24 protein-coding genes and 1 pseudogene are annotated in these 24,533 nt (G+C 58.4%); 16 read left to right on the top strand and 9 right to left on the bottom strand.

All coding sequences use genetic code 11. From position 1 onward, the window contains the following. Positions 1-2: 2 nt before the first annotated feature. Positions 3-1,010 (top strand): ABC transporter ATP-binding protein, encoded by a 1,008-nt coding sequence (locus ABJH13_RS07215; protein ID WP_348405549.1) that lies wholly within the window; start codon positions 3-5, stop codon positions 1,008-1,010. Further along, the gene (locus ABJH13_RS07210) at positions 1,010-1,972 is read left to right on the top strand and encodes an oligopeptide/dipeptide ABC transporter ATP-binding protein (protein ID WP_348405548.1); all 963 of its coding nucleotides are present in this window, start codon (positions 1,010-1,012) and stop codon (positions 1,970-1,972) included. The genes ABJH13_RS07215 and ABJH13_RS07210 overlap by 1 nt, the downstream gene beginning before the upstream one ends. A gap of 8 nt (positions 1,973-1,980) precedes the next feature. On the opposite strand, the gene ABJH13_RS07205 is transcribed toward ABJH13_RS07210, so the two are convergent. From ABJH13_RS07205 to ABJH13_RS07180, 6 genes are read right to left on the bottom strand one after another with little or no spacing between them, the layout of a single operon-like run. Continuing rightward, positions 1,981-2,544, bottom strand: a complete 564-nt coding sequence (locus ABJH13_RS07205; protein WP_348405547.1) for an ABC-type transport auxiliary lipoprotein family protein — start codon at positions 2,542-2,544, stop codon at positions 1,981-1,983. Between the two features lie 2 nt (positions 2,545-2,546). Further along, positions 2,547-4,631 (bottom strand): MlaD family protein, encoded by a 2,085-nt coding sequence (locus tag ABJH13_RS07200; protein ID WP_348405546.1) that lies wholly within the window; start codon positions 4,629-4,631, stop codon positions 2,547-2,549. Continuing rightward, positions 4,628-5,275 (bottom strand): paraquat-inducible protein A, encoded by a 648-nt coding sequence (locus tag ABJH13_RS07195; protein WP_348405545.1) that lies wholly within the window; start codon positions 5,273-5,275, stop codon positions 4,628-4,630. The genes ABJH13_RS07200 and ABJH13_RS07195 overlap by 4 nt, the downstream gene beginning before the upstream one ends. Continuing rightward, positions 5,242-5,880, bottom strand: coding sequence for a paraquat-inducible protein A (locus tag ABJH13_RS07190; protein ID WP_348405544.1), 639 nt, complete (start codon positions 5,878-5,880; stop codon positions 5,242-5,244). The genes ABJH13_RS07195 and ABJH13_RS07190 overlap by 34 nt, the downstream gene beginning before the upstream one ends. 53 nt (positions 5,881-5,933) lie before the next feature. Continuing rightward, positions 5,934-6,830 (bottom strand): SMP-30/gluconolactonase/LRE family protein, encoded by an 897-nt coding sequence (locus ABJH13_RS07185; protein ID WP_348405543.1) that lies wholly within the window; start codon positions 6,828-6,830, stop codon positions 5,934-5,936. 42 nt (positions 6,831-6,872) lie between these two features. After that, positions 6,873-7,904 (bottom strand): L-idonate 5-dehydrogenase, encoded by a 1,032-nt coding sequence (locus ABJH13_RS07180; RefSeq protein WP_348405542.1) that lies wholly within the window; start codon positions 7,902-7,904, stop codon positions 6,873-6,875. Between the two features lie 103 nt (positions 7,905-8,007). Between ABJH13_RS07180 and ABJH13_RS07175 the strand changes: the two genes are divergently transcribed. The 4 genes from ABJH13_RS07175 to ABJH13_RS07160 all read left to right on the top strand — a co-directional run bounded on the left by ABJH13_RS07175 (position 8,008) and on the right by ABJH13_RS07160 (position 9,725). After that, complete coding sequence (locus ABJH13_RS07175; protein WP_348405541.1) at positions 8,008-8,766, top strand: SDR family oxidoreductase; 759 nt, start codon at positions 8,008-8,010, stop codon at positions 8,764-8,766. A 156-nt stretch (positions 8,767-8,922) separates the two neighbouring features. Then, a complete protein-coding gene (locus ABJH13_RS07170) occupies positions 8,923-9,093 on the top strand; it encodes a hypothetical protein (protein ID WP_348405540.1) in 171 nt (56 codons plus the stop codon). Positions 9,094-9,202: 109 nt separating this feature from the next. Next, positions 9,203-9,457: a Fic family protein gene (locus tag ABJH13_RS07165; protein ID WP_348405539.1), complete on the top strand. Its 255-nt coding sequence runs from the start codon at positions 9,203-9,205 to the stop codon at positions 9,455-9,457. A gap of 145 nt (positions 9,458-9,602) precedes the next feature. Continuing rightward, a complete protein-coding gene (locus ABJH13_RS07160) occupies positions 9,603-9,725 on the top strand; it encodes a hypothetical protein (RefSeq protein ID WP_348405538.1) in 123 nt (40 codons plus the stop codon). Between the two features lie 110 nt (positions 9,726-9,835). Here ABJH13_RS07160 and ABJH13_RS07155 read toward each other — a convergent pair whose 3' ends face one another. Then, a complete protein-coding gene (locus tag ABJH13_RS07155; RefSeq protein WP_348405537.1) occupies positions 9,836-12,067 on the bottom strand; it encodes a glycosyltransferase family 2 protein in 2,232 nt (743 codons plus the stop codon). Positions 12,068-12,268: 201 nt separating this feature from the next. On the opposite strand from ABJH13_RS07155, the gene ABJH13_RS07150 reads away from it, so the two are divergent. The 4 genes from ABJH13_RS07150 (at position 12,269) to ABJH13_RS07135 (ending at position 16,163) form a co-directional block, all read left to right on the top strand. Continuing rightward, positions 12,269-13,720, top strand: coding sequence for an exopolysaccharide biosynthesis polyprenyl glycosylphosphotransferase (locus ABJH13_RS07150; RefSeq protein ID WP_348405536.1), 1,452 nt, complete (start codon positions 12,269-12,271; stop codon positions 13,718-13,720). Positions 13,721-13,935: 215 nt separating this feature from the next. Further along, positions 13,936-14,823, top strand: coding sequence for an NAD(P)-dependent oxidoreductase (locus ABJH13_RS07145; protein WP_348405535.1), 888 nt, complete (start codon positions 13,936-13,938; stop codon positions 14,821-14,823). Next, the gene (locus ABJH13_RS07140; protein WP_348405534.1) at positions 14,820-15,152 is read left to right on the top strand and encodes a hypothetical protein; all 333 of its coding nucleotides are present in this window, start codon (positions 14,820-14,822) and stop codon (positions 15,150-15,152) included. The genes ABJH13_RS07145 and ABJH13_RS07140 overlap by 4 nt, the downstream gene beginning before the upstream one ends. Before the next feature lie 6 nt (positions 15,153-15,158). Then, positions 15,159-16,163 carry a LacI family DNA-binding transcriptional regulator gene (locus tag ABJH13_RS07135; RefSeq protein ID WP_348405533.1) on the top strand — a complete coding sequence of 335 codons (1,005 nt, stop codon included), beginning with the start codon at positions 15,159-15,161 and terminating at the stop codon, positions 16,161-16,163. On the opposite strand, the gene ABJH13_RS07130 is transcribed toward ABJH13_RS07135, so the two are convergent. Beyond that, positions 16,160-17,182: a LacI family DNA-binding transcriptional regulator gene (locus ABJH13_RS07130; RefSeq protein ID WP_348405532.1), complete on the bottom strand. Its 1,023-nt coding sequence runs from the start codon at positions 17,180-17,182 to the stop codon at positions 16,160-16,162. The two genes, ABJH13_RS07135 and ABJH13_RS07130, sit on opposite strands and share 4 nt — an antisense overlap. A 136-nt stretch (positions 17,183-17,318) precedes the next feature. On the opposite strand from ABJH13_RS07130, the gene ABJH13_RS07125 reads away from it, so the two are divergent. From ABJH13_RS07125 to ABJH13_RS07100, 6 genes are all read left to right on the top strand, one after another. Next, positions 17,319-18,845, top strand: coding sequence for a sugar ABC transporter ATP-binding protein (locus ABJH13_RS07125; protein ID WP_348405531.1), 1,527 nt, complete (start codon positions 17,319-17,321; stop codon positions 18,843-18,845). Then, positions 18,832-19,854 (top strand): ABC transporter permease, encoded by a 1,023-nt coding sequence (locus ABJH13_RS07120; protein ID WP_348405530.1) that lies wholly within the window; start codon positions 18,832-18,834, stop codon positions 19,852-19,854. Before ABJH13_RS07125 ends, ABJH13_RS07120 begins: the two co-directional genes overlap by 14 nt. Before the next feature lie 28 nt (positions 19,855-19,882). Continuing rightward, positions 19,883-20,923 (top strand): substrate-binding domain-containing protein, encoded by a 1,041-nt coding sequence (locus ABJH13_RS07115; protein ID WP_348405529.1) that lies wholly within the window; start codon positions 19,883-19,885, stop codon positions 20,921-20,923. Positions 20,924-21,058: 135 nt separating this feature from the next. Next, positions 21,059-21,793, top strand: coding sequence for an ATP-binding cassette domain-containing protein (locus tag ABJH13_RS07110; RefSeq protein ID WP_348405528.1), 735 nt, complete (start codon positions 21,059-21,061; stop codon positions 21,791-21,793). Then, complete coding sequence (locus ABJH13_RS07105; protein WP_348405527.1) at positions 21,790-22,902, top strand: ABC transporter permease; 1,113 nt, start codon at positions 21,790-21,792, stop codon at positions 22,900-22,902. Before ABJH13_RS07110 ends, ABJH13_RS07105 begins: the two co-directional genes overlap by 4 nt. A 93-nt stretch (positions 22,903-22,995) precedes the next feature. Then, positions 22,996-24,138 (top strand): substrate-binding domain-containing protein, encoded by a 1,143-nt coding sequence (locus tag ABJH13_RS07100; RefSeq protein WP_348405526.1) that lies wholly within the window; start codon positions 22,996-22,998, stop codon positions 24,136-24,138. Positions 24,139-24,295: 157 nt separating this feature from the next. Here ABJH13_RS07100 and ABJH13_RS07095 read toward each other — a convergent pair. Beyond that, a pseudogene (locus ABJH13_RS07095) lies at positions 24,296-24,533 on the bottom strand (hypothetical protein); the annotation flags it as partial.

Genomic DNA, 24,533 nt, shown 5'->3' with positions numbered 1-24,533 from the left:
TTATGTCGGACCCTGTTCTTTCTATCCGCAATCTCACCGTTGAAATTCCGACACGGCACGGCATTTTGCGCCCTGTGAGCGGGGTGTCCTACGATATCAATGAGGGCGAGATCCTTGGGGTTGTGGGCGAATCCGGTGCGGGTAAATCCATGGCGGGCAATGCGGTGATCGGGCTGCTGAACCGCCCTGCGCATATCGCATCGGGCGAGATTTACGTGCGCGGCACGCGGATCGATCAGTTGCGAGGCGACGCAATGCGCAAGCTGCGTGGCAAAGATATCGGCATGGTGTTTCAAGACCCTCTGACATCGCTCAACCCGCTTTTGCGCATCGGGGATCAGTTGACAGAAACCATGCTGGCGCATCTGGGTATCTCCCGCGCTGAGGCAGACCAACGGGCTGTTGCCGCGCTCGAAGAAGTGGGTATTCCGGGGGCGGCGGACCGTGTGAACAGCTATCCGCATGAATTCTCCGGTGGGATGCGCCAACGGGTGGTGATCGCCTTGGCGTTATGCGCAGAACCCAGCCTGATTATTGCCGATGAACCGACAACCGCGCTGGATGTGTCGGTTCAGGCGCAGATCATTGCATTGTTGAAACGGCTGTGTCGTGACAGGGGCACGGCGGTGATGTTGATCACCCACGACATGGGCGTGATCGCCGAAGCTGCCGACCGTGTTGCGGTGATGTACGCGGGCCAGTTGGCCGAACTGGGCCCCGTGCGCGAGGTGATTACCGCGCCGCATCACCCCTATACCGACGGGCTCATGGGCTCAACGCCGCTGGCATCGCGTAGCAAAACGCGGCAAACCCAATCTGGCGGCAAAGCCCGGTTGCAGCAGATCCCCGGCGCGATGCCACGGTTGGATGCGCTGCCCGATGGGTGCGCGTTTCACCCCCGCTGCCCCCATGTGCAAGACGCGTGCCTGCGCGCCCCCGGCCCCCGGATCGACGACGGGGCAGGGCGTGCGGCCTGTCTCTTTCCGCTCAAACGTGAAGGTTTGGCCTGATGGCACTTGTTGATATCCGCAATCTGACCCGCATTTTTGATGTGTCCAAACCGTGGTTGAACCGCGTGGTCGAACGGCGTGAAAAGGCCTATCTGACGGCGGTGTCAGACGTGAGCTTTGAGATCGCAGAACGCAGCGTTTATGCGTTGGTCGGCGAAAGCGGGTCGGGCAAATCGACCATCGGCAAGATGCTGGTGGGGCTGTTGCCGCCCAGCACCGGGTCCGTCAAAATCCGCGACACCGATCTGGCGCGCGAAGCGGACGCGGACAAGGTGGATGCGGTGCGCCGCGACATTCAGATGATCTTTCAAGATCCGTTTGCGTCGCTCAACCCGCGGTGGCGGGTGCGTGATATCATCGTCGAACCCGTGGCCGCACGGGGCGGTGACACGCAAGGTATGGCAGAACGCCTGCTAGAAGAGGTCGGCCTGTCGGCGCGCGATGCGGGCAAGTTCCCCCATGAATTTTCTGGCGGCCAACGGCAACGTATTTGCATCGCGCGGGCGCTGGCGTCAGAGCCAAAGTTGATCGTTTGTGACGAACCCACCAGCGCGCTGGATGTGTCGGTTCAGGCGCAGGTGTTGAACCTGATGAGCGATCTCAAGGACGAATTCGGCCTGACGTATCTGTTTATCAGCCATGATCTGACGGTTGTGCAGCATATGGCAGACCGAATTGGCGTGCTGTATTTGGGGCGCTTGGTCGAAGAAGCGGGGCCAGATGATCTGTTTGACGACCCCAAACACCCCTACACTCAGATGTTGCTGGCCGCCGCCCCGCAGTTGGATGGGTTTGGGCGCGAAGTGGCCCCGCCCACGGGCGAAATCCCCGACCCGATCAACCCGCCCAGCGGGTGTGCCTTTCACCCGCGTTGTCCTTTGGCGACGGATATTTGCAGTGAAACACGCCCCGAAATGCGCGCGGTGCGCGGTGCGCGGGTGGCGTGTCATCTGGCCGAATAGTAGGGGCGCTACCGCAGGCCATTCACGGCAACAAACCGCGCCACGTCAAGGATCGCCTGACCACGGGCGGCGGCAATCGCCGGCGGGCCTGCCGCTGGGTCAAACGGCACCGTTAGGTCAAACAGGCCTGACCGCTCGGCACGGCCATCGCTGACGGCGACAAAATACTGCCCGCTTGCGTGAAATGCGCCCTCGTCATTGGCGACCAATGTTTCAAACCGAAGTTCAAGCCGCGCATCGGGAGATCCCTCGAACGGCCAGGGGGCTGATGCCACGCGCGCGCCGCTCAGTTGGGTCAGGTGGCGCGCCAATTCCAATGCCACGGCGCGTTCCGGGGTGTCGGCCCACAAAACGGCGCCGTCGCTGACCAACGCGCCATCGGGGCCTTGCCGGGTGATTTCATCAGATGCCGCGTAGGTGGGCAACGACACCTCGCGGATTTCAACGGCGCGAAAGCCAATACGTTGGCGGTCCGTTGCTTGGGTGTTGGGCACCACATATCTGTCGGGGGTCGCGGTGCATGCTAACAACGCGCTGCACAGTAAGGTCGTCACGCAAAGGCGTTTCATCATATTCAGCGTCCTCTGATCAATGCGCTGGGGTTGCGTTCTAGTAGACGCGCAAGTGCGGTTAATGCGTCGGCGGCTTTCGATATGTCGCGCAATGCGGCTTGGGCATCCCGGCTGATGACGTCGCCTTTGTTGTAGCCCGCGATGGTTTGGCTGGCTTGGTCAAATACGCGGGTGATCTGGTTCACCAATGCGGGCAGGTCGCGGCTGGATAAGGCCACCGCATCGGCGGCTTCGCGGGTCGAGGCGAGGGCCGCGTTGACGTTGGCCACCGCGCCGCCATTGCGCAATTCAGAGAGGGTCGCGTTCAATTCGTCCAAAGCAGCCGCCAAAGAGGCGGGCAAATCCTGCGCGGCTGGGGCGCTTAGGATGTCATCGGCGGATGACAACATGTCTGTCAATTGCACGGTCAAGGCGTCCAATGGCATGGCTTCGGCCTTGGCTGCGACCGCGCTTAGGTTGTTGATCAGCTCTGGTATGCCGGCAACTGACGCGTTTACGGCTTCGGCGGCTTGGGTGGTTTGGTCAATCGCGCGGATGATCTGCGCGACCGCCTGGCCGTCTTCGATTTGCTGTAAAATAGCCTCGACCCGCGTTAACGTGGCGTTCAACGATACGGGGATATTTTGAACATCCTGCGAGGCGACAAGGGCCCGCAGGTCGGCCAAAAGCGCGTGCACCTCCTGGGGCGTTTCGCGCAGTTCTCGACTGGAGACAAAAGCCTCGGCGCTGTGCATGACGCCGATTGCACTGGTCAGCAGCTCTTCGATGGGCAGCCTGTTAAGGCGGCTAAAGACCCCTTCGACAGTGGCAGATGCGTCTGATATTTCGCTGTCGGTTGTGGGCAGGGTCGCAATGTCATCGGCAGACACAATAATATCGGCGGGCGCGATATCGTCGAGCTTTACCAATTCGACCTTGAGCCCCCCAGTGAGCAGGCTGGCAGTTGCCAACCGTGCGCGCATGCCTTCTTGGACACGGGTGCGCAGGAACGCAATCGCGCTTTGCGGGTCGGTATCGCCCTGAAGCCCCACCCGCGCGGGTTGGATCCCAATGACCACGTCAAGCCGCACGCGCGTGTCACCAAATGCATCTGGATCGACAATCCCTGACAAGCTCTGGACCGAACCCACGCGCAAACCGCTCCATTCGACCGGGGCGCCAATCGCCAACCCCGATATGTTTTCGTCGAACACGACGCGCAGTTCGATCAGGTCTGTCTCGGAAGCATTGAAGACGCTGTTGCGTGCGGTGGTTTGGTCGGGAAATACCTCAAACACGGTGCCATCTGCCACCTGCTGGCCGCCGGACACAAAGGTGTCAAAGGTCAAACCGCCGCCCACAAGCGTGGCGATGGATGAAAAATCAACCTCTGCCCCGGCGGGGCCTATCGATACGCTGAAGCCAGAGGTGTCCCAAAAGCGGGTGGCGTTGGTCACAAGCTGCCCGTGGGGTTCGTAAATGATGGCCTCGGCAATGGCAAAACTACCCTCGCGGGACACCCGCGCAGGGCCGATCCGCCCCACTTCGATGCCGCGAAATAAGATGGGTGCGTTGTCAGTCAGCGACCCGCCTGAAGTGGTGCGCATGGCCAGTTGCAGGCCGTCGCGGCCGGGCCGGAACAGGGGCGCGGTTTCCAAACCTTTGAACTGGGCGCGTGCAGGACCGATTTCGCTGTCCCATGACCCTTCGATGAAAATGCCGCTGATAACTGTATCAAGGCCCGAAATACCTTGAATGGACAGTTCAGGTTGCACCACCCAAAAAGACGCGCCAGAATCGACAAATGGCGCGATGTTTTTGTCGATGCGCACATGCGCGATTACACCGTCGAGCCCTTGGGTAAAAACGACGTCTTCGACCAACCCCACACTGACATCGCGAAACCGCAGTTCGGTTTGCCCTGCGGCGATACCGGTCCCGCTTTCAAACTGAATGGCGATCAACGGGCCGCGATCAATGTAGGACCGCCACGCGACGACCAGAGCGATCACCAGCGCGATCAACGGGATGAGCCAGATGATTGATGCGCGGCCAAAAAAGCTCTCTCGCGCGGGGTCTATCGGCACGGGGCCAGGGGCGTCGCTCATTCTTGGTTTTGTCCTTTGCCCTGGGTCTGAATGTTCCAGATCATACGGCTGTCAAATGCCTTTGCAGATAGCATAGTGAATATTACGGAAAGCGCAAAAAAGAGACTGGCCGGTCCGGGGTCGATGGTCACTAAGACCTTGAGTTGCACCAGCGACGATAAGATCGCAACCACGAAGATGTCGATCATGGACCATCGGCCGATGTATTCGACGATTTCGTATAAAAGTTGGCGCTGACCCTGCGAAACGGATGTTGGCCGCGTGACCGAAAGCGCCAAAAACGCGATGGCCATGAATTTGGCCAAGGGAATCAACACACTGGCAAATAAAACGATCGCGGCAATTCCAATGCTGCCATGGTGGATAAGTTCAATCGCGCCGCCAACGATCGTGTTGTGTTGGGTTTGAAACAACGTACGTGTGCGCAACATCGGGTAGATATTGGCGGGAATGTAGCACATCGCGCCCACGATCCATAAGGCCCACACCCGTTGCAAGCTGTGGCTGTCGTGCCGCCCGAGCTTGTGCCCGCAGCGCCCACATGTTGGTGTGCCCATTGGCCAGGCTTGGGTGCAGCGGGTGCATGACACCAGGCCAAGTTCGCTGCCGGTTACGATTTTGTCTTTTTGCTCAATGCGTTCCATACCGTCCACCTGCATATGAGGTTGTCTTGAACCACCACAAGCACCACCAAAATAGCAAACAACCAAAACGCCGGGCCCAACGTGACATCTGCCAAATCACTAACCTTGACCAAAGCAACGGCGCACCCAATGGCAAAAATTTCTGTCATGGACCACGGGCGCAATGCCTCTGCAAGGCGAAAAGCAACGGCCGCATGTCGCGCGGGCGGGCGGTCGCGCACGATGGGGACCAACACGTAAAGCGACAACAACACCCGTGTGAGCGGGATCAGGATGATCACCCCCACCGTAGCCAACGACAAGATCAACAAAGGACCGTCGCCAAAGATCAGGGCGGCGTCCAGCACCGACACCGAATTGCGCGCGCCCGCCACAGCAACCGACAAAAACGGAAAGACGGCGGCGGTGATGATCAAAATCACGATCGCAATCGACAAGGCGATGATCTGTTTTCCGGCTTTGTGGTGCGGCATAATCAGCACGGTATGGCATCGGTGGCAAACCGCGCGATGCCCGTGTTGCGGGCGCACCAACGTGTAGGCCGCATCGCAACGCGGGCAGATGATCAGGTCGTCGCGGGGAATCGGCGCGGGTGGGGTGGTCATGGTGGGATTCTACACAGTTTACGGCGGGTGTGCAGGCCTCAAACGGTGGGGCGCTACGGCGATTGTACGCCGATGCGATTCAGGGTCACCCGGTAGAGGCTGGTGGTGGCCGTGATATATAGCTGATGTTTCGCGCGCCCGCCAAAGCAGATGTTTGACACCAATTCAGGCACCAGAATTTTGCCCAAAAACCGCCCGTCGGGGGCAATGCAATGCACCCCGTCTGCCGCCGACGACCACAGGTTGCCGTCGGTATCGATGCGTATACCATCGGCGGCACCCGGATCAATGGTGTGGAAATGCCGCCCGTTTTGCACCCGATCGCCCGCTACGTCATAGATGCGGATATGCTGGGCGTCATCGCTGAACATCCGGCCGGTATCGGCTACATAAAGCCGTGTTTCATCGGGCGAAAACGCCAATCCGTTGGGGCAGTTCATATCATCGACCACCACGTCAAGCGCCCCTGTCCCCGGATCGAAACGGTAGACCACACATGCGTTTTCTTGTGGGTTGGCAAAGCCTTCGTAGTTGGTCATGATCCCGTAGTGGGGGTCGCTGAACCAAATAGATCCGTCGGATTTTACCACCACATCATTGGGCGAATTCAAAGGCTTGCCGTTATAGCTGTCGGCGATCACGGTCACGGTGCCGTCCAGTTCGGTGCGGGTGACGCGCCGCGTGCCATGTTCGCACGACACCAATCGCCCCTCGCGGTCGCGGGTGTGGCCGTTGGCATAATTCGACGGCGTGCGGTAGGTGCTGATGCCTGTTTCCGGGGTCCAGCGCAGGATGCGGTTGTTGGGGATGTCAGAAAACAGCAAACACCCCGCGTCGCCAAACCAGACGGGCCCTTCGACCCAATCGAACCCTGTCGCCAGCTGTTTGACCGGCGCATTGCCCAACACGTATTGCCCGAAAACCGGATCGTGGACCTCAAAGAACGACATGTGAACTTACCCCCTGTGTGATATGCGTGGCGCGGATGTGGGTCATGCAAAGGCGATCTGTGTTTTCATCGCCTGTGTGCGGTCGCTGGCCAATTCAAATGCCGCCACCGCGTCGGTCAGGCCGAGGGTCTGTGTGATTAACGGTTTGACGTTGATCAGCCCTTTGCGCATCAGTTCTACGCCTGTGAAGAATTCCTCGTGAAACCGGAACGACCCGCGCAGTTGCAATTCCTTGGCGGTGATGGCTTGCAAAGGCAGCGTCATATCACCGCCCAACCCCAGTTGCACAATCACGCCACGTGGTCGCAACGCACCAATGCCACCAATGAGGGCAGGGGCCGCACCTGTGCATTCAAACAGCACATCAAAATGCCCCTTGTCGGCCTCATAGGCTTTTAGGGCGTCTGGTTCGGTTTGGGCGTTGATCACCCGGTCGGCGCCGTTTTGTGCGGCCATGTTCAAGGTGAAATCTGTCAGGTCCGTCGCCACGATTTCGGCAGCCCCGGCGCGCCGTGCGGCGAGAATGCACAGCAGGCCAATGGGTCCGCAGCCGGTCACCAGCACGCGTTTGCCCAACAGCTCTCCGGCTTGCCGTGCGCCGTGCAGACAAACGGCCAAGGGTTCCGCCATGGCGGCTTCGCCGGGGCTGATCCCATCTGCGGGTGCGCATTGGCGCTGATCTGCGACCAAGGTTTGGCGGAACGCGCCCTGAATGTGTGGAAACGGCATGGCTGATCCATAAAACCGCATGTTCAGGCAGTGTTGATGCGTGCCTTCGACGCAATATTTGCACTGTCCGCAGGGCCGTGATGGCGACACCGCCACCAATTGCCCCACCTGCAATCCGGTCACGTCAGGCCCCAGCGCGGTGATATGGCCAGATACTTCGTGGCCCAAGATCATGGGTTCTTTGATGCGGATGGTGCCAAAACCGCCATGTTGATAATAGTGCAGATCCGACCCGCAGATGCCGCCCGCCGCGATGGCAATTTGGACTTGGCCCGCGCCGGGTGTGTCTTCGGGGCTGTCTTCGATCCGCAGATCGCGTGGTGCGTGAATGACCACTGATTTCATTTCTAGGCCCTTTCCGAGGCGTCAGGCACGGTTGCTTGACTTCTTGCGTTACCGATAACATAACCGGGTTTAAATTTGACGTCGAGCGCAAAGAGAGACCTTCATGAGCACCAGCCTTTTTGATCTGACCGGGCGTCGCGCCCTGATAACGGGATCCTCGCAGGGGATCGGTTTTGCGCTGGCCAAAGGGCTGCAAGCGGCGGGGGCCGAGATTGTCTTGAATGGCCGCGATACGGTTAAACTAAAGGCCGCCGTCGATGATATTGGCGGTGCGGTGCATACGCTGCCCTTTGACGCCACAGACCACGATGCAGTGCGCGCTGCCGTTGACGGCTTTGAGGCAGAAATCGGCCCGATTGATATTCTGGTCAACAACGCGGGCATGCAGCACCGCACTGCGCTGGAAGATTTCCCGGCCGATGCGTTTGAACGTCTGATGCAGACCAACATCGCCAGTGTGTTCCATGTGGGGCAGGCCTGCGCCCGGCACATGATCGGACGCGGCGCGGGCAAGATCATCAACATCGCGTCGGTGCAAACCGCATTGGCCCGTCCGGGGATCGCGCCCTACACGATGACCAAAGGCGCCGTGGCCAACCTGACCAAAGGCATGGCCACCGATTGGGCCAAGCACGGGTTGCAGTGTAACGGTTTGGCGCCAGGGTATTTTGACACCCCGCTGAACGCCGCACTGGTGGCCGACGATGAATTTTCCGCATGGTTGGAAAAACGCACCCCCGCCGGGCGCTGGGGCAAGGTTGAAGAACTGGTGGGAACCTGCATTTTCTTGGCGTCGAACGCATCGTCTTTCGTGAATGGCACGACGGTGTTTGTGGACGGTGGGATCACCGCATCGCTGTAGGCGGCAAATGGGTGTATTTACGGGTATGCTGCACACCGATACGCTGGCGATCACCCCCCCCGGATACTGACGCTCATCGCTGAAATCGGTGAATTTTAAGGTGCGTGACGCGCGCTAGGGCGCCTCGCCCCAGAGCGTCTTTCGGCGTTGCGGCGGGTGGCGACCATTGAAAGCACTGGGTCATCGACGCGGATTGAGGGCGGCAAGCTGTGGGACGCAGACATCCGCACCTTGCTCAGCAACATCGACGTGCAGCCCTTTGAAACCCGCGACCAGCAAGAGGCCGCAGGCTACGCCGAGGTGATTCAAACCGTGTTTGCAGCCTAGGATCAGATGACCGTGACGGAAAACCATATCCTGCAGCTACACCGCTATTTGCTGCGTCATAGCGACAATGACACGCGCCACAGGGGGCGTAAAAAACACCAACAATTCAATGGCAACGTTTGATGACAAAGGCGTGCAGATCGGCGTGGTGTTTGAGACGGCCTTGCCCTTTGATACGCCGCGCCTGATGTGCGAATTGTTGTACCGGACCGCGCAAGAAACCGCGCGCGCAAAACTGCAGCCCTTGCGGGTCATGGCGATTTTCACGGTGGTGTTTCTAGAAATCCACCCGTTTCAGGACGGGAATGGCCGGTTGAGCCGGGTGTTAACCCCGTTGTTGATGCTGCGCGCGGGCTATGCCTAAGTGCCCTACGGACCTGTGAAAAACGTGATTAAGCAGAGCAAGAGGCCTATTATCTGGCGCTGCGCCAAAGCCAGAGCGCCATCCGTACCGGCCCCCCGGATTAGAAGCCCTGGTTGAATTTTTCCTCAACGCCGTGCAGCGCCAGATGGCACGGCTGAAGGCCCACGTTGAACGCGCCCATTTGATGATGGGTGACTTGCCAGAATTGGCCGCGCAGCTGTCGCAGTTGGCGCGCGATCACGGGCGCATCACCATGGCCGAAGCCTAGCGGCTGATGGGCGCCAACCGCAACACTTTGAAATAACATTTCCGCAAGTTGCTCGAAGACAGGCATCTGGCCCTGAACGGGCAGGGGCGGTGGGCGCGGTATGGGCTGTCCTAAGAGGGATCTGCCGCCCCAACGGTAAAGAAAAATTCCGGGTCATTGATGTGGTTTAACGCGGTATTGGGGATCACACCGGGGCCTTGTAAAAACACATTGGCCCCGAAACGCGGCAGCATGCGCGATAGCGTTTGCATCCGCGGTGATGTGATTTCATCGTAAAACACGCTGTATTTTTCAGATGTGCGCAGGGCGGTGATTTTTGCGCGATGCGCGGTCACACAGGCGGCATGCGCGGCCGCGATGTCAGGGTCCGCCATAAGGCGGTTGAACTCAGCGCGGGTGGCCGCCGCGCGCCGCGTGATCGAGCGGTCTTCTTCGACGTTATGGTTCATGCGGAACCAATAATTCAGGCCCTGATCACGGTCGACGTGGTTGACCCGCCCCCTGTCACGCTTGACCAAAAAGCTCTCGGCAGAGCGCAAGGCATAGTGATTTAACGTCACCAAATCATACCCGTAGGTGGTGTTGGTCGACCGCCATGCAGTGCGAAACGCCTCGCGCGGCATGGGCTGGCCCGACCCGTTGACCCAGTGGATTTGGTCTAGCAGCTGCGGGCGTAGCCCTTTGGGCCGGTGCACCCCCAATTTCTTGAAAATCCCCAAGGTGCGAAAGGCTGTTTTGAACCCCCAAGCCTGATGCGGTTTGCGCGATAGATGTTGCGCGCAGAGGTGGAATTGTTCGGTCACGAAACTGTCGTGATACGCCGCGACATCCGCATTGCCAAACAGTCGCCATGTCATCGAGATCAAATTGGCATCGCCCACGGCGCCAAACAGATCTGACAGGTGCCCGTCGCCGACATGGACGTTGATGAACTCGTCTACATCGCTGCAAACCACCCAGTCCCACGTGCGCAAGGCGGGTTCGTGATCTGCAGCCATCAACGCGGCGTGTTGGGGTTTCATGCCGGAGGTTCGGTAGGGGTTGTCACGGTGTTGCACGATGCCGCACGCCTGCAACAGATCAAGCAATGTATCTGTGCCATCGGTGCAGTCGTTTGAATATATGAGGAAATCATCCACTCCAATGGCACGGTGATAGGCGATCCATTCCAAAATGAACGGGCCTTCGTTTTTCATGCAGGTCACGATGCCGACCCGGCCCGGCACGCGTTCGGGGTGGATGTGCAGTGTTTCGCGCGGGGGGCGGCGAGGCGTGGCGTCAAATGCAGATTTCGCAAGAGCCAAAAGCCTGGGAGCCTCAACGAGGCTGGATTTCGGGACAATTTCCGCCAGATTACTGGCTGCGTGACGCAACGCCATGCACCGCAAATACGGTTGCGCGGGGTGCGCCACATTGGCCCCATCAATGCGCCGTTGGCGCCACACTGTATGTTCGGGCAAACGCGCGGGCGCGATACACCACCGGGGGCTGGCAGGCCCTGCATCAAACCGTTCGCAGATGTGGTCGCCAAATTCCGGTGGGGTGTTTTTGCGCAGGCCCCATGGGTAGATGCGTGTGCCGATCAGCGCGATGCAGCCGTCGGGGGCCGCCTGTGCTTGGTCAAACAGCGTGCCATTTGGGCTTGATGGGGCGAGGTCCGACAGGTCGATGTTCATCACCCCGCGCGCAGAGGATAAATATAGATATCGCAGCAGTTCAAACAGGACCGCGTCGCCCAATGGCGCGCGCCACGGGTCGGGCGGCGGGGCGGCCATACGGTCTTTCCCGGGGGCGTCGGGGGCGTAGAAGGGCAGGGCCGCATCGCCCGCGTCGGCCTGCCCCAGCGGTGTGTCAAACGACACGATAATAAGATGCGCGATCCCGTCGATATGCATGCCGCTTAGGGCGTTCACAAGGTTTGCGGCGTCTTTTGGGCGCGCGCGATCTACGATCATTGCGGCCTCAATACCCTGGCTTTTGCGATGAAAATCAAGCCACTGGGCGATTGTCTGTGCTGTTTCCGTACCGCGCAGCGCGACGGCCACGCGGGTGTCGGCCAATAGGTCGTCGGGCGGCAACAGCGGCGCGCGCGCAGCACCGGTTGTCATTGGCAACGCGACCGTACTGGCCCCATCAGGACAGCGCCCCGTGACACGTAGCCTATCCCCGATCTTGCGGATGGTACCGACATCAAAGCCGGGCTGCGATGCGATCAACCGGGGCGATGTGTCGGCATTGAAGAACAAAGCGACCTCATCGGTGGCCCCCAACGGCCCAACCGCCGCGAGCAGCCGACCGGTCTCTAGCGGGACCGACGGGATCACATGATGCGCCACCTTCACGGATGCGCCCTCTTGTCCAGATATCTGATGGAACGGGGGATGGTCATCGGCGCGCGGGCCCTCTTGCCGGTTCATGACCGTGATAACGGGTTGTGTCTGCAGAAGAAAGCTATCTGCGTTCTGCGATAAATCGACCGAGTTCAGTGAAATGTTAACGCGCAGGGGCTAGGGATGCGGCCAGACGTCTAAATCGGGAAAAATATGGCCGGTAATTTCGAACAAGAGCCTCAGCCGCTGGGGGCTTCTTCTGCTGTGGTGGCCCGGATGTTAAGCCGCGCGCCATTGGCACCGCTGTGGGTTGCGATCATTGCGATGTGTGTTGATTTTCCTGTGGTGACGCTTGCGTTTTGGTTCGCGCAATACGCGAGCTTGCCTGCGGACATGTTCCATGATTTCGCCGCCTTGGGGCGGTCAATCGCAGCCGCCTGTGTTGTTCTTCTTTTGTTGGCGGCAGGGCGGGCCTATGACCCCAAAATCATCGGGGCCCTGCCAAAATCGCTGTTGCGTAGCGCTCTTGCGCTGGCGGTCCCGGTCGCGGCTGGGGCGGTCATATTCGGTGATGTCACTAATAATTTCATTGGTGTAGCTATCGTTTCAGTATGTTTGTCCGTTTTTCCACTGCGGTATTTTTCGGCACAGGCCGCCCGGTGGATGCGCGACAATGGGGTCTTTCAACGGCGCGCGGTGATCGCGGGCGGGGGCGATCATGCAGACCGTTTGGTGACGCAACTTGTTGGGCGCCGGGACAATGACGTGCGTATCTATGGGGTTTTCGATGATCGTGAAGACGGCCGTGTCCCGTTACAAAGTCTCGGCGTGCCCAAACTGGGTGGCTACGAGGAATTGATCACGTTTGTGCGTGCCACCGAGGTGGATATGGTCATTATTGCCCTGCCGCTTGATGCAAAAGAGCGTATCGATTGGCTGCTCAACATGCTCAAGGTGCTGCCCGTCGAGGTGCGCCTGTCCGCTATCAACAAGGACTTGGCCTTTGCCGACACCCGCAGCGCGCCGTTGTTTTCGGTCGCTGAACGCACATTTGCGCCGGGGCGACGGCTGGCCAAACGGGCATTTGATTTGGTGATTGCGATCCTCGCCATTGTAGTTTTGTCGCCGGTTATTTTGGGGGCCGCGATTGCCGTCAAGCTCGATAGTCCCGGCCCGGTTTTGTTTCGCCAAAAGCGGCACGGCTTTAACCACCGGGTCATTGATGTAATGAAATTCCGCTCAATGTATCAAGAAGACAGTGATTTTGCGTCGCTCAAGGTGGTGTCCCGCGGAGACCCCAGAGTGACGCGCGTTGGGCGATTTCTACGGCGCTCATCAATTGATGAATTACCGCAACTTTTCAATGTCTTGTGGGGTGATCTTTCCTTGGTAGGTCCGCGCCCGCATGCGATTGATGCGAGATCAAGCGATCAGGAAAAATTCAGCCGCATTGTCGAGGGATACTCAGCGCGCCACAGGTTACCGCCGGGGATCACAGGTTTGGCGCAGGTGAAGGGTTGGCGCGGCGAGGTCGACTCGCACGACAAGTTGAAGGCGCGTTTTGAGCATGACCTCATTTATATTGAAAACTGGTCGCTGCTTCTCGACCTGAAGATACTTGCAATGACCCCGCTTAGCCTGATCCGGACAGACGCGGCCTATTGATCGCCCACCTGCGGTGATCGAACCGGGGTGGGGCAACAATGGTATCGGTTGCTATTGACAGAAATTGTTATCGGTAACATAAAGAGCGAAACCAACGATAGATCACTGCAATGGGACGCTTGGATCACCTCCTTTTTGTTTGATCGTAGCGCGCGTTTTTTTACGTGCGTCCGCGCCACGCGATAGACATAAATCAAGTTAAGAAAGACATTGTCATGGGCGAAAAAATTGCTTTGATTGGTGCGGGCGCCATGGGGGGTGCGATCGGCACACGATTGCTGGACACCGGGAATACCCTGAAGGTGTTCGATCTGGATGCGGATAAGGTGGCCGCGTTGGTCGAAAAGGGTGGTATCGCAGCCCGAACAGCTGCTGAGGCTGCGAGAGATGTTGATTTCGTGATCACCAGCCTCAATGCCTCACGGATCGTAGAGGCGGCGGCTTTTGGCGAAAATGGCATCGTTGCTGGCGCGTCAAAAGGCACCGTGATTATTGATATGTCGTCGATTGAGCCGGATGAAACCCGGAAATTCGCGGCGAAGGCAGCCGAACACGGCCTTGCCTGGGTCGATAGCCCGCTGTCGGGTGGGGCGCCAAAAGCGTTGCGCGGCGAGCTGACTTTGATGGCAGGTGGCACCGCCGCTGATGTTGATCGCGCGCATGTCGCGCTCAAACACGTCGCGTCGAATTATACGCACATGGGGCCAGCAGGCGCGGGGCAGACAACGAAATTGATCAACCAAGTTTTGTGTGGGTTGGGGTTTCTTGCGGTCGCAGAGGCCACGCAGCTCGCGCTTGATGCGGGGGTGGATGCGGCGAAAATCCCGCAAGCTTTGAAAGGCGGGCGCGCCGATAGTGCGCTCTTGCAGGAATATCTTCCGCGTTTTGCGGCCAAGGATTATCGCCGCACCGGCCGGATCGACAATATGGTCAAAGACCTCAACGCGGTGAATGATTTGGCTCGCCAAACCGGGACGTCGATGCCAATGACGGCCTTGTGTGGTGAAATACACCGTATGTTAACGGCGGCAGGCTGGGGTGGTGAGGACCAAGCCGCAGTTATGGAATTTTTCAATGGAGCCAAAGAGGAGCCACCCAAATGATCACGCGATTAGCCTTGTTCGAAGGGACAGTAAAACCCGGACAAACGGACGCATTTCGCGCGGCGGTAAAGGACCGTCTCGTACCGCTGTGGAAACAGTTTCCCGGCAACACCGATGTCCGCGTCATGTTCGGCGATGACCGCGACGAAGGGGCACCCGAGTTGCCGTTAATTCTGGCGATCAGCTATCCGGATGCGGCGACAATGGCGGCTGCTCTGGACAGCCCCGCGCGCTTTCAGTCTAAAGACGTGACGGGCCAAATAGTGGGCCAATATTTCGACGGACGCATCCACCACCACGTAATGGAACGGCATGAATACCTGCCATAAAATATCATGAGCCCACGCGTCACAATGCGCGATGTCGCGCGCGCGGTCGGCAAATCGACGATGACCGTGTCGCGTGCCCTACGTGATGACCAAACCGTGAATGAACAAACCCGTGCACAGGTCAAACAGGCCGCGCAAAGTATGGGCTATGTGTACGATTCCACCGCGCAAGTGTTTCGGACTCAGAAAAGTGGGTTTGTCGCGGTCACCTTGCCCTCTGTGAACAACGCGAATTTTGCCGAGACCTTTCGCGCGTTGAGCAATGGGTTAGAGGCGGCCGGGTTGCAGCTGTTGTTGGGCAGCACCAATTACCGCGTTGAAAAAGAAGAACAACTCGTCCGCCAGCTTTTGGCGCGCAACCCCGAGGCGTTGATCCTGACGGGCGGGCACCATACGGAGGCGACCCGCGCGTTGGTGCAGGCGGCCGGGGTGCCTGTGATCGAAATATGGGATTTGCCCAGCACCCCATTGGGGCATGTTGTGGGGTTTTCAAATTTTGACGCAATGACGTTGATCGTTGATCATCTTGTCGGGCAGGGGCGGCGCAAGCTGGCGTTTGTCGGGGCTTCTGACGGGGCAGATCTGCGGGGGGCGGCCCGCCGCGAAGGGGTGATTGCGGCCGCACGCGCACACGGGTTGCCGGATGTCACGTTGATCGATGCGGGCCCTGCACCGGTGTCCATGCGGCATGGGCGATCTGCGATTGAGGCGTTGGGCACGGATGTCGCCCAATTTGATGCGCTGGTGTGTGTGTCGGACCCGGTGGCGTTTGGCTGCCTGAGCACGGTGCAGCGGATGGGGATGAAGGTCCCTGACGACATCGCGGTCACTGGGTTTGGGAACTTCGAGGTCGCCAGAATTTCCAACCCCGCGATCACCACCGTCAACGTGGACGCGCAGAAAATCGGGGAAACTGCGGTTTCTTTGTTGCGAGATGTCTTCGATGGGGGGGCTGAAACGACCGTATGTGTCGAAATGGGGTGCTCTTTGGTGGCGGGCGAAACCAGTTAGCCGCCTGCGTTGCGCACCGTTGATCCCGGGATCAGGCGAAACCCGATATCGACGCAATCGGGCGCTGGTTCGCCTGTGAGGCGCGCCATCATCATTTCTGCCGCACGTTGACCCAGCTTTAGGTGGGACACGTGGCACGATGTCATGCGCCGGTTCATCACAGAGGCGATGGGCAAATCACCCCATCCCGCAATGCCAATATCTGTCGGCACGGCCAGCCCTTTTGCGTCGCAATATTTCAACCCGCCGTAGGCCATCGCGTCGTTTTGGTAGTATATGCATTCGATGTTTCCCGTGGCCGCAAGCAAGTGTTCGGTGCCGTAAAAGCCGGGGTAATACGTCGCGGTGTCATGCAGACACAACTGTTTCACGACCTCACCGCCGCCGCCCTCAACGGCCTTGCAAAACCCGTTCAACCGATCCGTCGCGGCGTTCGCAGTATCGTGTGACGTGCCGACATACCCAATGGTACGGTACCCCAGCGACGTCAGATAACGCCCCATATCAAAGCCGCAATCAAAGTGGTTGATGCCAACGCTGACATCCAGCGGGCTGGAATTCAGATCCCAAATCTCGACCACGGGGATGCCTGCATTGCGCAGCATTTCGACCGCCCGCTGAGAATGATACCGACCGGTCAGGATCAACCCGGCGGGTTGCCACGACAGCACCGTACGGATCCATTTCTCTTCTTCGGCCAGGGTGTGCTGCGTCAGCCCCAGCACAGATTGATACCCAAACGTCCCCAATTTTCGGTCAATACCTTCGAGCACTTGGGCAAATACTTCGTTGCCCAGATCGGGGATCGACACCCCAATAAACGTGGAGCTTTGGTCGCCGGCAAAAACGGTCGCGAGGCGATTCGGCAAATACCCAAGCGCGTCGATCTGCGCCATGACTTTGGCCCGCGTGGTTTCTGAATATCCGCCCTCCTTGCGCAAAACACGGCTGGCCGTCATTTTGGACACACCCGCAGCCTTAGCAACCTGAGATAGACTTACCTTTTTGTTTTTGCTCATTTTATCCGAATATCGCAATTCTTATGTTACGGGTAACTAAAGGGTTGACAGCTTACCCATTCTCCCCCGATGCTAACGGAACGTTACGGGTAACTCAATGTTTAGCTTGGGTCCCGCTCTGGGGGGAGAAACAGCCATGTCAAACCTGCAAACAGGTTTGTTCTTTGACGGGATCGTGAAACACTTTGGGGGTACCTACGCCCTGAAAGATGTGTCCTTGACGGTAGGGCGCGGCGAAATCGTTGCGTTGCTGGGCGAAAACGGGGCCGGAAAATCAACCTTGATCAAGGTTTTAGGCGGCATTCACACGCCCGACGGCGGCCGCGTTTTGATTGACGGCAAACCCTACCATCACAAACCTGCGGGGTTCGGCGAACGGCAAAAGGTTGCGTTTATCCATCAGGATCTTGGGTTGATCGAATGGATGACGGTTGCTGAAAACATCGGGCTGGCGTTGGGGTTTTCGCGTAAAAACGGGTTGATCCGTTGGTCTGCGGTGGAACGTTTTGCGCAAGAGGCGTTGCAAAAAGTCGAATGTGATTTTGACCCAAGCACCCGCGTCGAAGATCTGACGCGCACCGAAAAATCACTGGTCGCTATTGCCCGTGCTCTTGCGGTAGACAGCGAGTTTTTGGTCTTGGATGAACCCACCGCGTCACTGCCTGCGGATGAGGTCGACCGCCTGTTTACCGCGATCCGCCCGCTGCGCGACAAAGGTGTGGGCATGATCTATGTGTCCCACCGACTGGATGAGATCTTTCAGATCGCGGACCGGGTTGCGGTGTTGCGCGATGGTGCGATGGTGGGGATGCGCAGCATCGAACACACCACCCCAGAAGAGTTGGTGCAAAAGATAGTCGGCCGGAAGACCCGCGAAACAGTCAAGGCGACCCAGCAAGCGGGCGCCCCGGTTTTATCGCTGTGCAACTTCGACGTGGGCGGGGTGCAAAACCTGAACATCGACTTGCAACAAAACGAAGTTTTGGGGCTGGTTGGGTTGCGCGGTGCCGGGCACGAAGCGATTTCGCGGGCGTTGTTTGGGTTGGTGCCGTTCACGGGGCAGGTGACCCTTGACGGGCAAACGCCCGATTTGTCGACGCCGCAGCGCGCGCTTCATGCCGGTGTCGGGTTGGTTGCGAAGGACCGCACCGAAGAATCCGTCGCGATGAGCCTGTCGATCAGGGAAAATACCTTTCTGAACCCCGATGGGATTGGGCGCAAATTGCTCAATCTGTTGTCGCCCAACAAAGAAGCCGATCAGGCCGCGGCCATCGGGGCCGAATTGGGGCTGTCCCCCAATGACCCGTCGCTCGCGATCGAGGCCCTGTCGGGGGGCAATCAGCAAAAGGTAGTGATTGGTCGGTGGCTTGCGACCCAGCGCAAGCTGTTGATTTGTGAAGACCCGACAGCCGGTGTCGATGTGGGCGCCAAATCAGAGATCTATGCGTTGTTGAACCGCGCGCTGGGTCAGGGGGTCGCGATCTTGATTATGTCGACGGATTTCGAAGAAATCGCCACGATCTGCCACCGGGCGATTGTGTTTAGTCAAGGTGCCATCGTCGATGAACTCAGCGGGACGCGCCTGAGCACAGAAAATCTTATCCAATCGGCGTCGGCCGGTAATATCAGCACAAAAGGGAACGATATCAATGCAATCGCTTGAATCAGGCGCGTTGGAGCCAACAAAAGCGGAGTTGAAATCGCTCAGCACAGGCAAACGGATCATGCGGTTTTTACCCGTCTATGGTCTGGTGATCCTGACGGCGTTTTTGATCGTGCTGTTTTCAGCTTTGCTGCCCAATACGTTCCCCACGATGCTCAATGTGCGGTCCATTATTTCGGATAAGGCGATTATTGCGTTGCTGTCATTGGGCGCGATGATCCCGATGGCGGCAGGCCGGATCGATCTGACTGTGGGTTACGGGATCGTGCTGTGGCATGTGCTCGCGATCAGTTTGCAGACGGTGTTGGGCCTGCCTTGGCCCGTTGCGGTCGCGTCGGTTTTGGTTTTGGGCGCGGTGACGGGGTTTTTGAACGGCTGGTTGGTCGAAGTCGCCAAGATCGATAGCTTTATCGCGACATTGGGCACGGGCACGGTGCTCTATGCGCTGGCGCTTTGGCACACGGGCGGGCGGCAGATGGTGGGGCTGTTGCCCGATGGATTTTACGCGCTGAACACCACGTTTGTCTTCGGTTTGCCCATCACCGCCTACTATCTGGTCGTGATCACCGTCGTGATGTGGGTCGTGCTCGAATACACACCCGTTGGCCGCTATTTATATGCGATTGGCGCCAACCAACGTGCCGCCGAACTCAACGGGATCCCCACGCGCAAATATGTCGTGGGCGCGTTTGTGGCCTCGGGCGTTATGACGGCCCTTGCGGGGGTATTGCTGGCGTCAAAACTGCGCATCGGGCAGGCGTCCGTGGGGTTGGAGTTTTTGTTGCCTGCCCTGGTGGGTGCCTTTTTAGGTTCCACCACGATCAAACCGGGGCGGGTCAACGTCTGGGGTACGATTGTCGGCGTGACCATTCTGGCGGTCGGTATTTCGGGTATCCAACAATTCGGTGGTTCCTTTTGGGTCGAGCCATTGTTCAACGGGGTGACCTTGCTGATCGCTATTGGCATCGCGGGTTATGCACAACGTAAGAAAAGCGCGCAAAAGCGCTGATATTTCAAATGCTAAGGGAGGAAAGCAAATGAAGAAGAGAACATTTATCGCAGGGTTGATGGCCACAAGCATGTTGGTGGGCGCGCCGGTTTTGGCGGGCGATTGGGATGGCCCGACGACCGGCCCCACTGCTGCCACAGGCAAATCTATCGTTGTTGTCGCGGGTGATCTGAAAAACGGTGGCATTCTGGGTGTGACCAATGGTGTCGAAGAGGCGGCGGCAGCCATCGGGTGGGAGGTCCGTGTGCTGGATGGTGCGGGGTCTATCCAAGGGCGCACGGCGGCGATTGGTCAGGCGCTGGCCTTGCAGGCCGACGGGATCATCATCAACGGGTTTGATGCGGTCGAACAACAAGCCGCCCTCGAAGGCGTGGTTGCAGCCGACGTGCCCATGGTGGCGTGGCATTCCGGCCCCGTGATCGGCTGCGACGCGCCGGGGGGTATTTTTGCGAATGTATCGACCGACGCCATGCGCGTGTCTGAGGTGGCCGCAGAATGGGCCATTGACGACGGCGGTAAAGACATTGGCGTCGTGATTTTCACCGACAGCACCTATCAGATCGCCATCGACAAAGCCGACCGTCTGCAAGCCACCGTAGAAGCCGCAGGTGGCAAAGTGTTGGAATATGTCGATACGCCGATCGCCGATACATCCACGCGTATGGGGCCGTTAACCACATCATTGTTGCAAAAATACGGTGACAGCTGGACCCATGCCTTGGCCATCAATGACCTTTATTTTGACTTTATGGGCCCGTCGCTTGCGTCGGCTGGTCTGAGCCCGGACGCAGGGCCAAAGGCAGGTTCTGCCGGTGATGGGTCAGAGGCGGCGTTTCAACGGATCCGGTCAAACGGGTACCAGGCGATTACGGTCGCCGAGCCGCTGAACCTGCAAGGCTGGCAGTTGGTTGATGAACTCAACCGCGCGGTACAGGGTGCGGCGTGTTCAGGGTATGTCACGTCGCCGGCCTTGGTGACACCGGGCGGTCTGGCGACCTCGGGCGACAGCAACACTTTTGACCCCGATATCCCCTACCGCGCGGCCTATACGGCCATTTGGGGTAAATAACACCTCCCATGTGGGGCTTTGCCGGTACAGGCGGGGCCCCACATATTCACAAAACCCCGGATTTTCGGCGCTGTAGATTGCCACCCATTCGAGCTGGAGGAGGATTAAGTTGTGTCGCGAGACCCCCTAATTCATATGACTAAAATAACCAAACGTTTTGGCGGCGTGACGGCGCTTCAGGGCGTTGATCTGACCGCCTATGCAGGCGAAGTGCTGGCAATTGTGGGCGATAACGGCGCCGGTAAATCGACCCTGATCAAGGTGTTGACCGGCGTATATCAACCCACCGAAGGCCAGATTTTCCTAGACGGCAAGCCTATCGAATTTTCCAGCCATGCTGATGCCATCGAAATGGGGATTGATGCGGTATATCAAACCCTTGCGTTGGCCGATCACCTTGACCCCGCCGCGAACATGTTTCTGGGCAATGAGCTGACGAAATCAGTGTTTGGTGTTCAAATGCTCGACAACAAGAAAATGCGCACAGAAACAGAACGGGTTTTGATGGAACGCCTTGGCGTGACGCTGAAATCCCCTGATGCACCAACCGAAAGCCTATCGGGCGGGCAACGTCAGGCCGTCGCCATCGCGCGCGCGGTGTATAGCGAAGGGTTGCGTGTGTTGGTGATGGATGAACCCACCGCCGCCCTTGGGCCCCAAGAAACCGCGCGCACATTGAACCTGATCAAAGCGCTGCGCGAACAGGGGTTGGCGGTGATCTTGATCAGCCACTCGCTGGATGATGTGTTTGAGGTCTCTGACCGGGTCCATGTGCAACGGCGTGGGCAATGTGTGGGTGTGGTCAACACGCACGCCAGTTCCACCCAAGAGGTGCTGGGTATGATCATCGGCGCGGAGGAAGCAGCATGACCACGACCGCAAAACCAATGAGCGAACGGCTAGAGCCCTACGTCGCGATCATCGGCCCGATGGTGATGATCTTGGCGATATTGCTGTTTATGGGCGTCGTCGAACCCGCCCGCTATTTCCGTGCATCAAATCTCAACCTCATCTTGCTGGACGCGGCCCTATATATGCCCATGGCGATGGCCATGACGTTTGTGATCACCCAACGCGGGATCGACCTGTCCATTGGGTCTATCGCGGCGCTGTCGGGCATTGTGATGGCGTTTTTGATCAAACAATACGGGTTTTCAGTGTATGTCGCGGTGCCTATCGCGATCATGATGGGGGCGGTGATGGGCCTGATCAACGGGTTGATCATCACGCGGTTTAACGTGCCCGACCTCATCGGCACCCTGGCGATGGATCTGGTGTATCGTGGGTTGGCACTGGTGCTGGCCAAGGGGCTGGTGTTGGCGCGGTTCCCTGATTTCCTGACCGACATTGGGCGCGGCCAGATACCGGGGTTTGTACCCATTCCGGTATTGATCGGGACGGCCACGATGATTGCGGGGTATGTCCTGCTGACCCGCACCTATTTCGGGCGGTATACCATTGCCATCGGCTCCAACCCCGAAGCGGCCGAATTGACCGGCATCAGCGTCAAACGCCACAAGGTTTATGCCTATGTGTTATGTGGTGCCTGTGCGGCCATCGGGGGCATTTTGCTGACCGGCAAGTTGAACGCCATTCAGGCGACATCGGCCCCCTATTTCAACCTGCATGTCATCGCCGCCGTCGTTGTGGGCGGGACATCGTTGTTTGGTGGCCGGGCTTCCATGTTGGGGTCGTTTGCCGGGGTGCTATTGCTAAGCATGATGATCAACGCGTTGGTCACCTTGCGGATCGAGTTCTTTTGGCAATCGGTTGCATCGGGCGTGGTGATCATCAGCTCTGTGGCACTGTATACATGGATGCAGAAAAAAGACCGGGATGGGACGGGCGGCATTTTGGCCGGCCTGCAAACCCCCGACGGGCAAAAGATGCTGCGCTTTTCGGCGCTGCTGATCGGCGTGTTGATCGCATTACTGGCGGTTGGTGGGCTGTTCGCCGGAAACCCAAACCCAAGCGGGTGAGCGGCACAAAGGCGGGGTTTGTCGGGATTGGGCGCAGGGAGTGGCCCCAAACCCCGGCAAAACCCCGCACTCATGATAAAGGGAGGAACCTGAATGAGACTATTACTGACAACCACAATTGTGGCGACATCCTTGGCTGGTTTTGCCATGGCCGACGGCCACGCGACCCTACCGCTCAAGGAACTGCCAGACATCGCAGACCGCGATTATTGGGTGCCAAATGAGGTCAACGCAGATGGCGCGCTAGAGGCGCTTCAGGCGGTCGTTGGTGCGGATGCCGTGCCTTATGCCGGCACCATCGAAGACCCGCTGCAGATTGCATTGATCTACCCATCGGCGGACACGTCCGACTTTTGGGCGCGCAACTATTTGGCGATGACCAAACGGTTGGACCAATTGGGCATCGTGTATGAAACAACCGAATTTGCATCGCGTCAGGTCGAACATTCGTTGCAATCGACCTATGCGTCGCAGGTCGAACAAGACGCGGATTTGTATGACTACGTGATTTTTGGCCCGTCCGAATTGGCCATTCAGGCTGACAATATCGATAAATTATCGGCCAATGATGGGTTTTCGACCTATGTTTGGGCGTTCCATACCCCGTTGAAATATCTCGAAACACAACCTGACGCGTGGTTTGATTTTTCATCAGCGGCAGGCGCGTTGACCATGTGCGACTATATGCTGGGGCGTCTTGGCAATGGTGTCACCATGGCGATGAATCGCGGCATTCCGGGGATCACCGACAACCAACGGTCGGGTGATTTCAAAGCCTGTGTCGAAGAAAAAGGCAACTGGAACACCGCCTATGAACACTACGGCGAATATCAAAGTGAAGGTGGGTTTGAAGGCACATCCTTGATCCTTCAGGCGTATCCAGAGGCCAAGATCATCCACAACGCCAACACCGCAATGGCGATGGGATCGGTCGAGGCGCAGGTCGCAGCGGATAAGCAAAACGAGATTTTCTCGACCGGTTGGGGCGGCACAGGGCTCGAACTTGACGCCATTCGCCGCGGTGATCTTGACGCCACACCTATGCGGATGGGCGATGATGTGGGCGCGGCCACCGCCGAAGCCATCAAGGCCGATCTGGAAGGGCGCGCAGGGGATCTGCCGCTGGTGTTCTTGGGCCGTATCACGATCGCACATGACGAGATGAGCGCCGAAGAAATCGACGCACTCGAACAAGAAGCGTTCCGCTTTTCAGGGGTGGGCGCATTGCAGCGCTAAACCTCTTTGGGCGCGGTTGACTCAGCCGCGCCCATATCCTGATCTACCTGCGTTTATCCGGAATACAGGGCGATCCCGCAAAATTTGTCCGCCCGGCGTCATTCGACGAGGTGCCGCCCACAGGTCGAGCGCTTCTTCACTAATCCAAACGGTGTTGTCACATTAACTGGGTGGACAAAGGGAAATCGTACGGCAGGGCTTTCAAGCTGCTTGTGTGACGGCATTCCAGGCGATGATAACGGATTGTGAGGGCAGACCGACGGCGAGAGGGGACAAACAAGCAATTCCGGATGGCTGATTGGATCGGCACGAACCTTTGCAAACTTCCCTGTGACCGGTATCCCTGCATCGCCCTTTCTCGCTTTCGAAATGGCAAGTGACTGTTTTCGGCGCGG

It is taken from the genome of Roseobacter sp. (genome assembly GCF_039970775.1).
Lineage (GTDB): Bacteria > Pseudomonadota > Alphaproteobacteria > Rhodobacterales > Rhodobacteraceae > Roseobacter.
The sequence above is the reverse complement of the archived record's forward strand: the minus strand, read 5'-3'. Positions and strand labels throughout refer to the sequence as shown.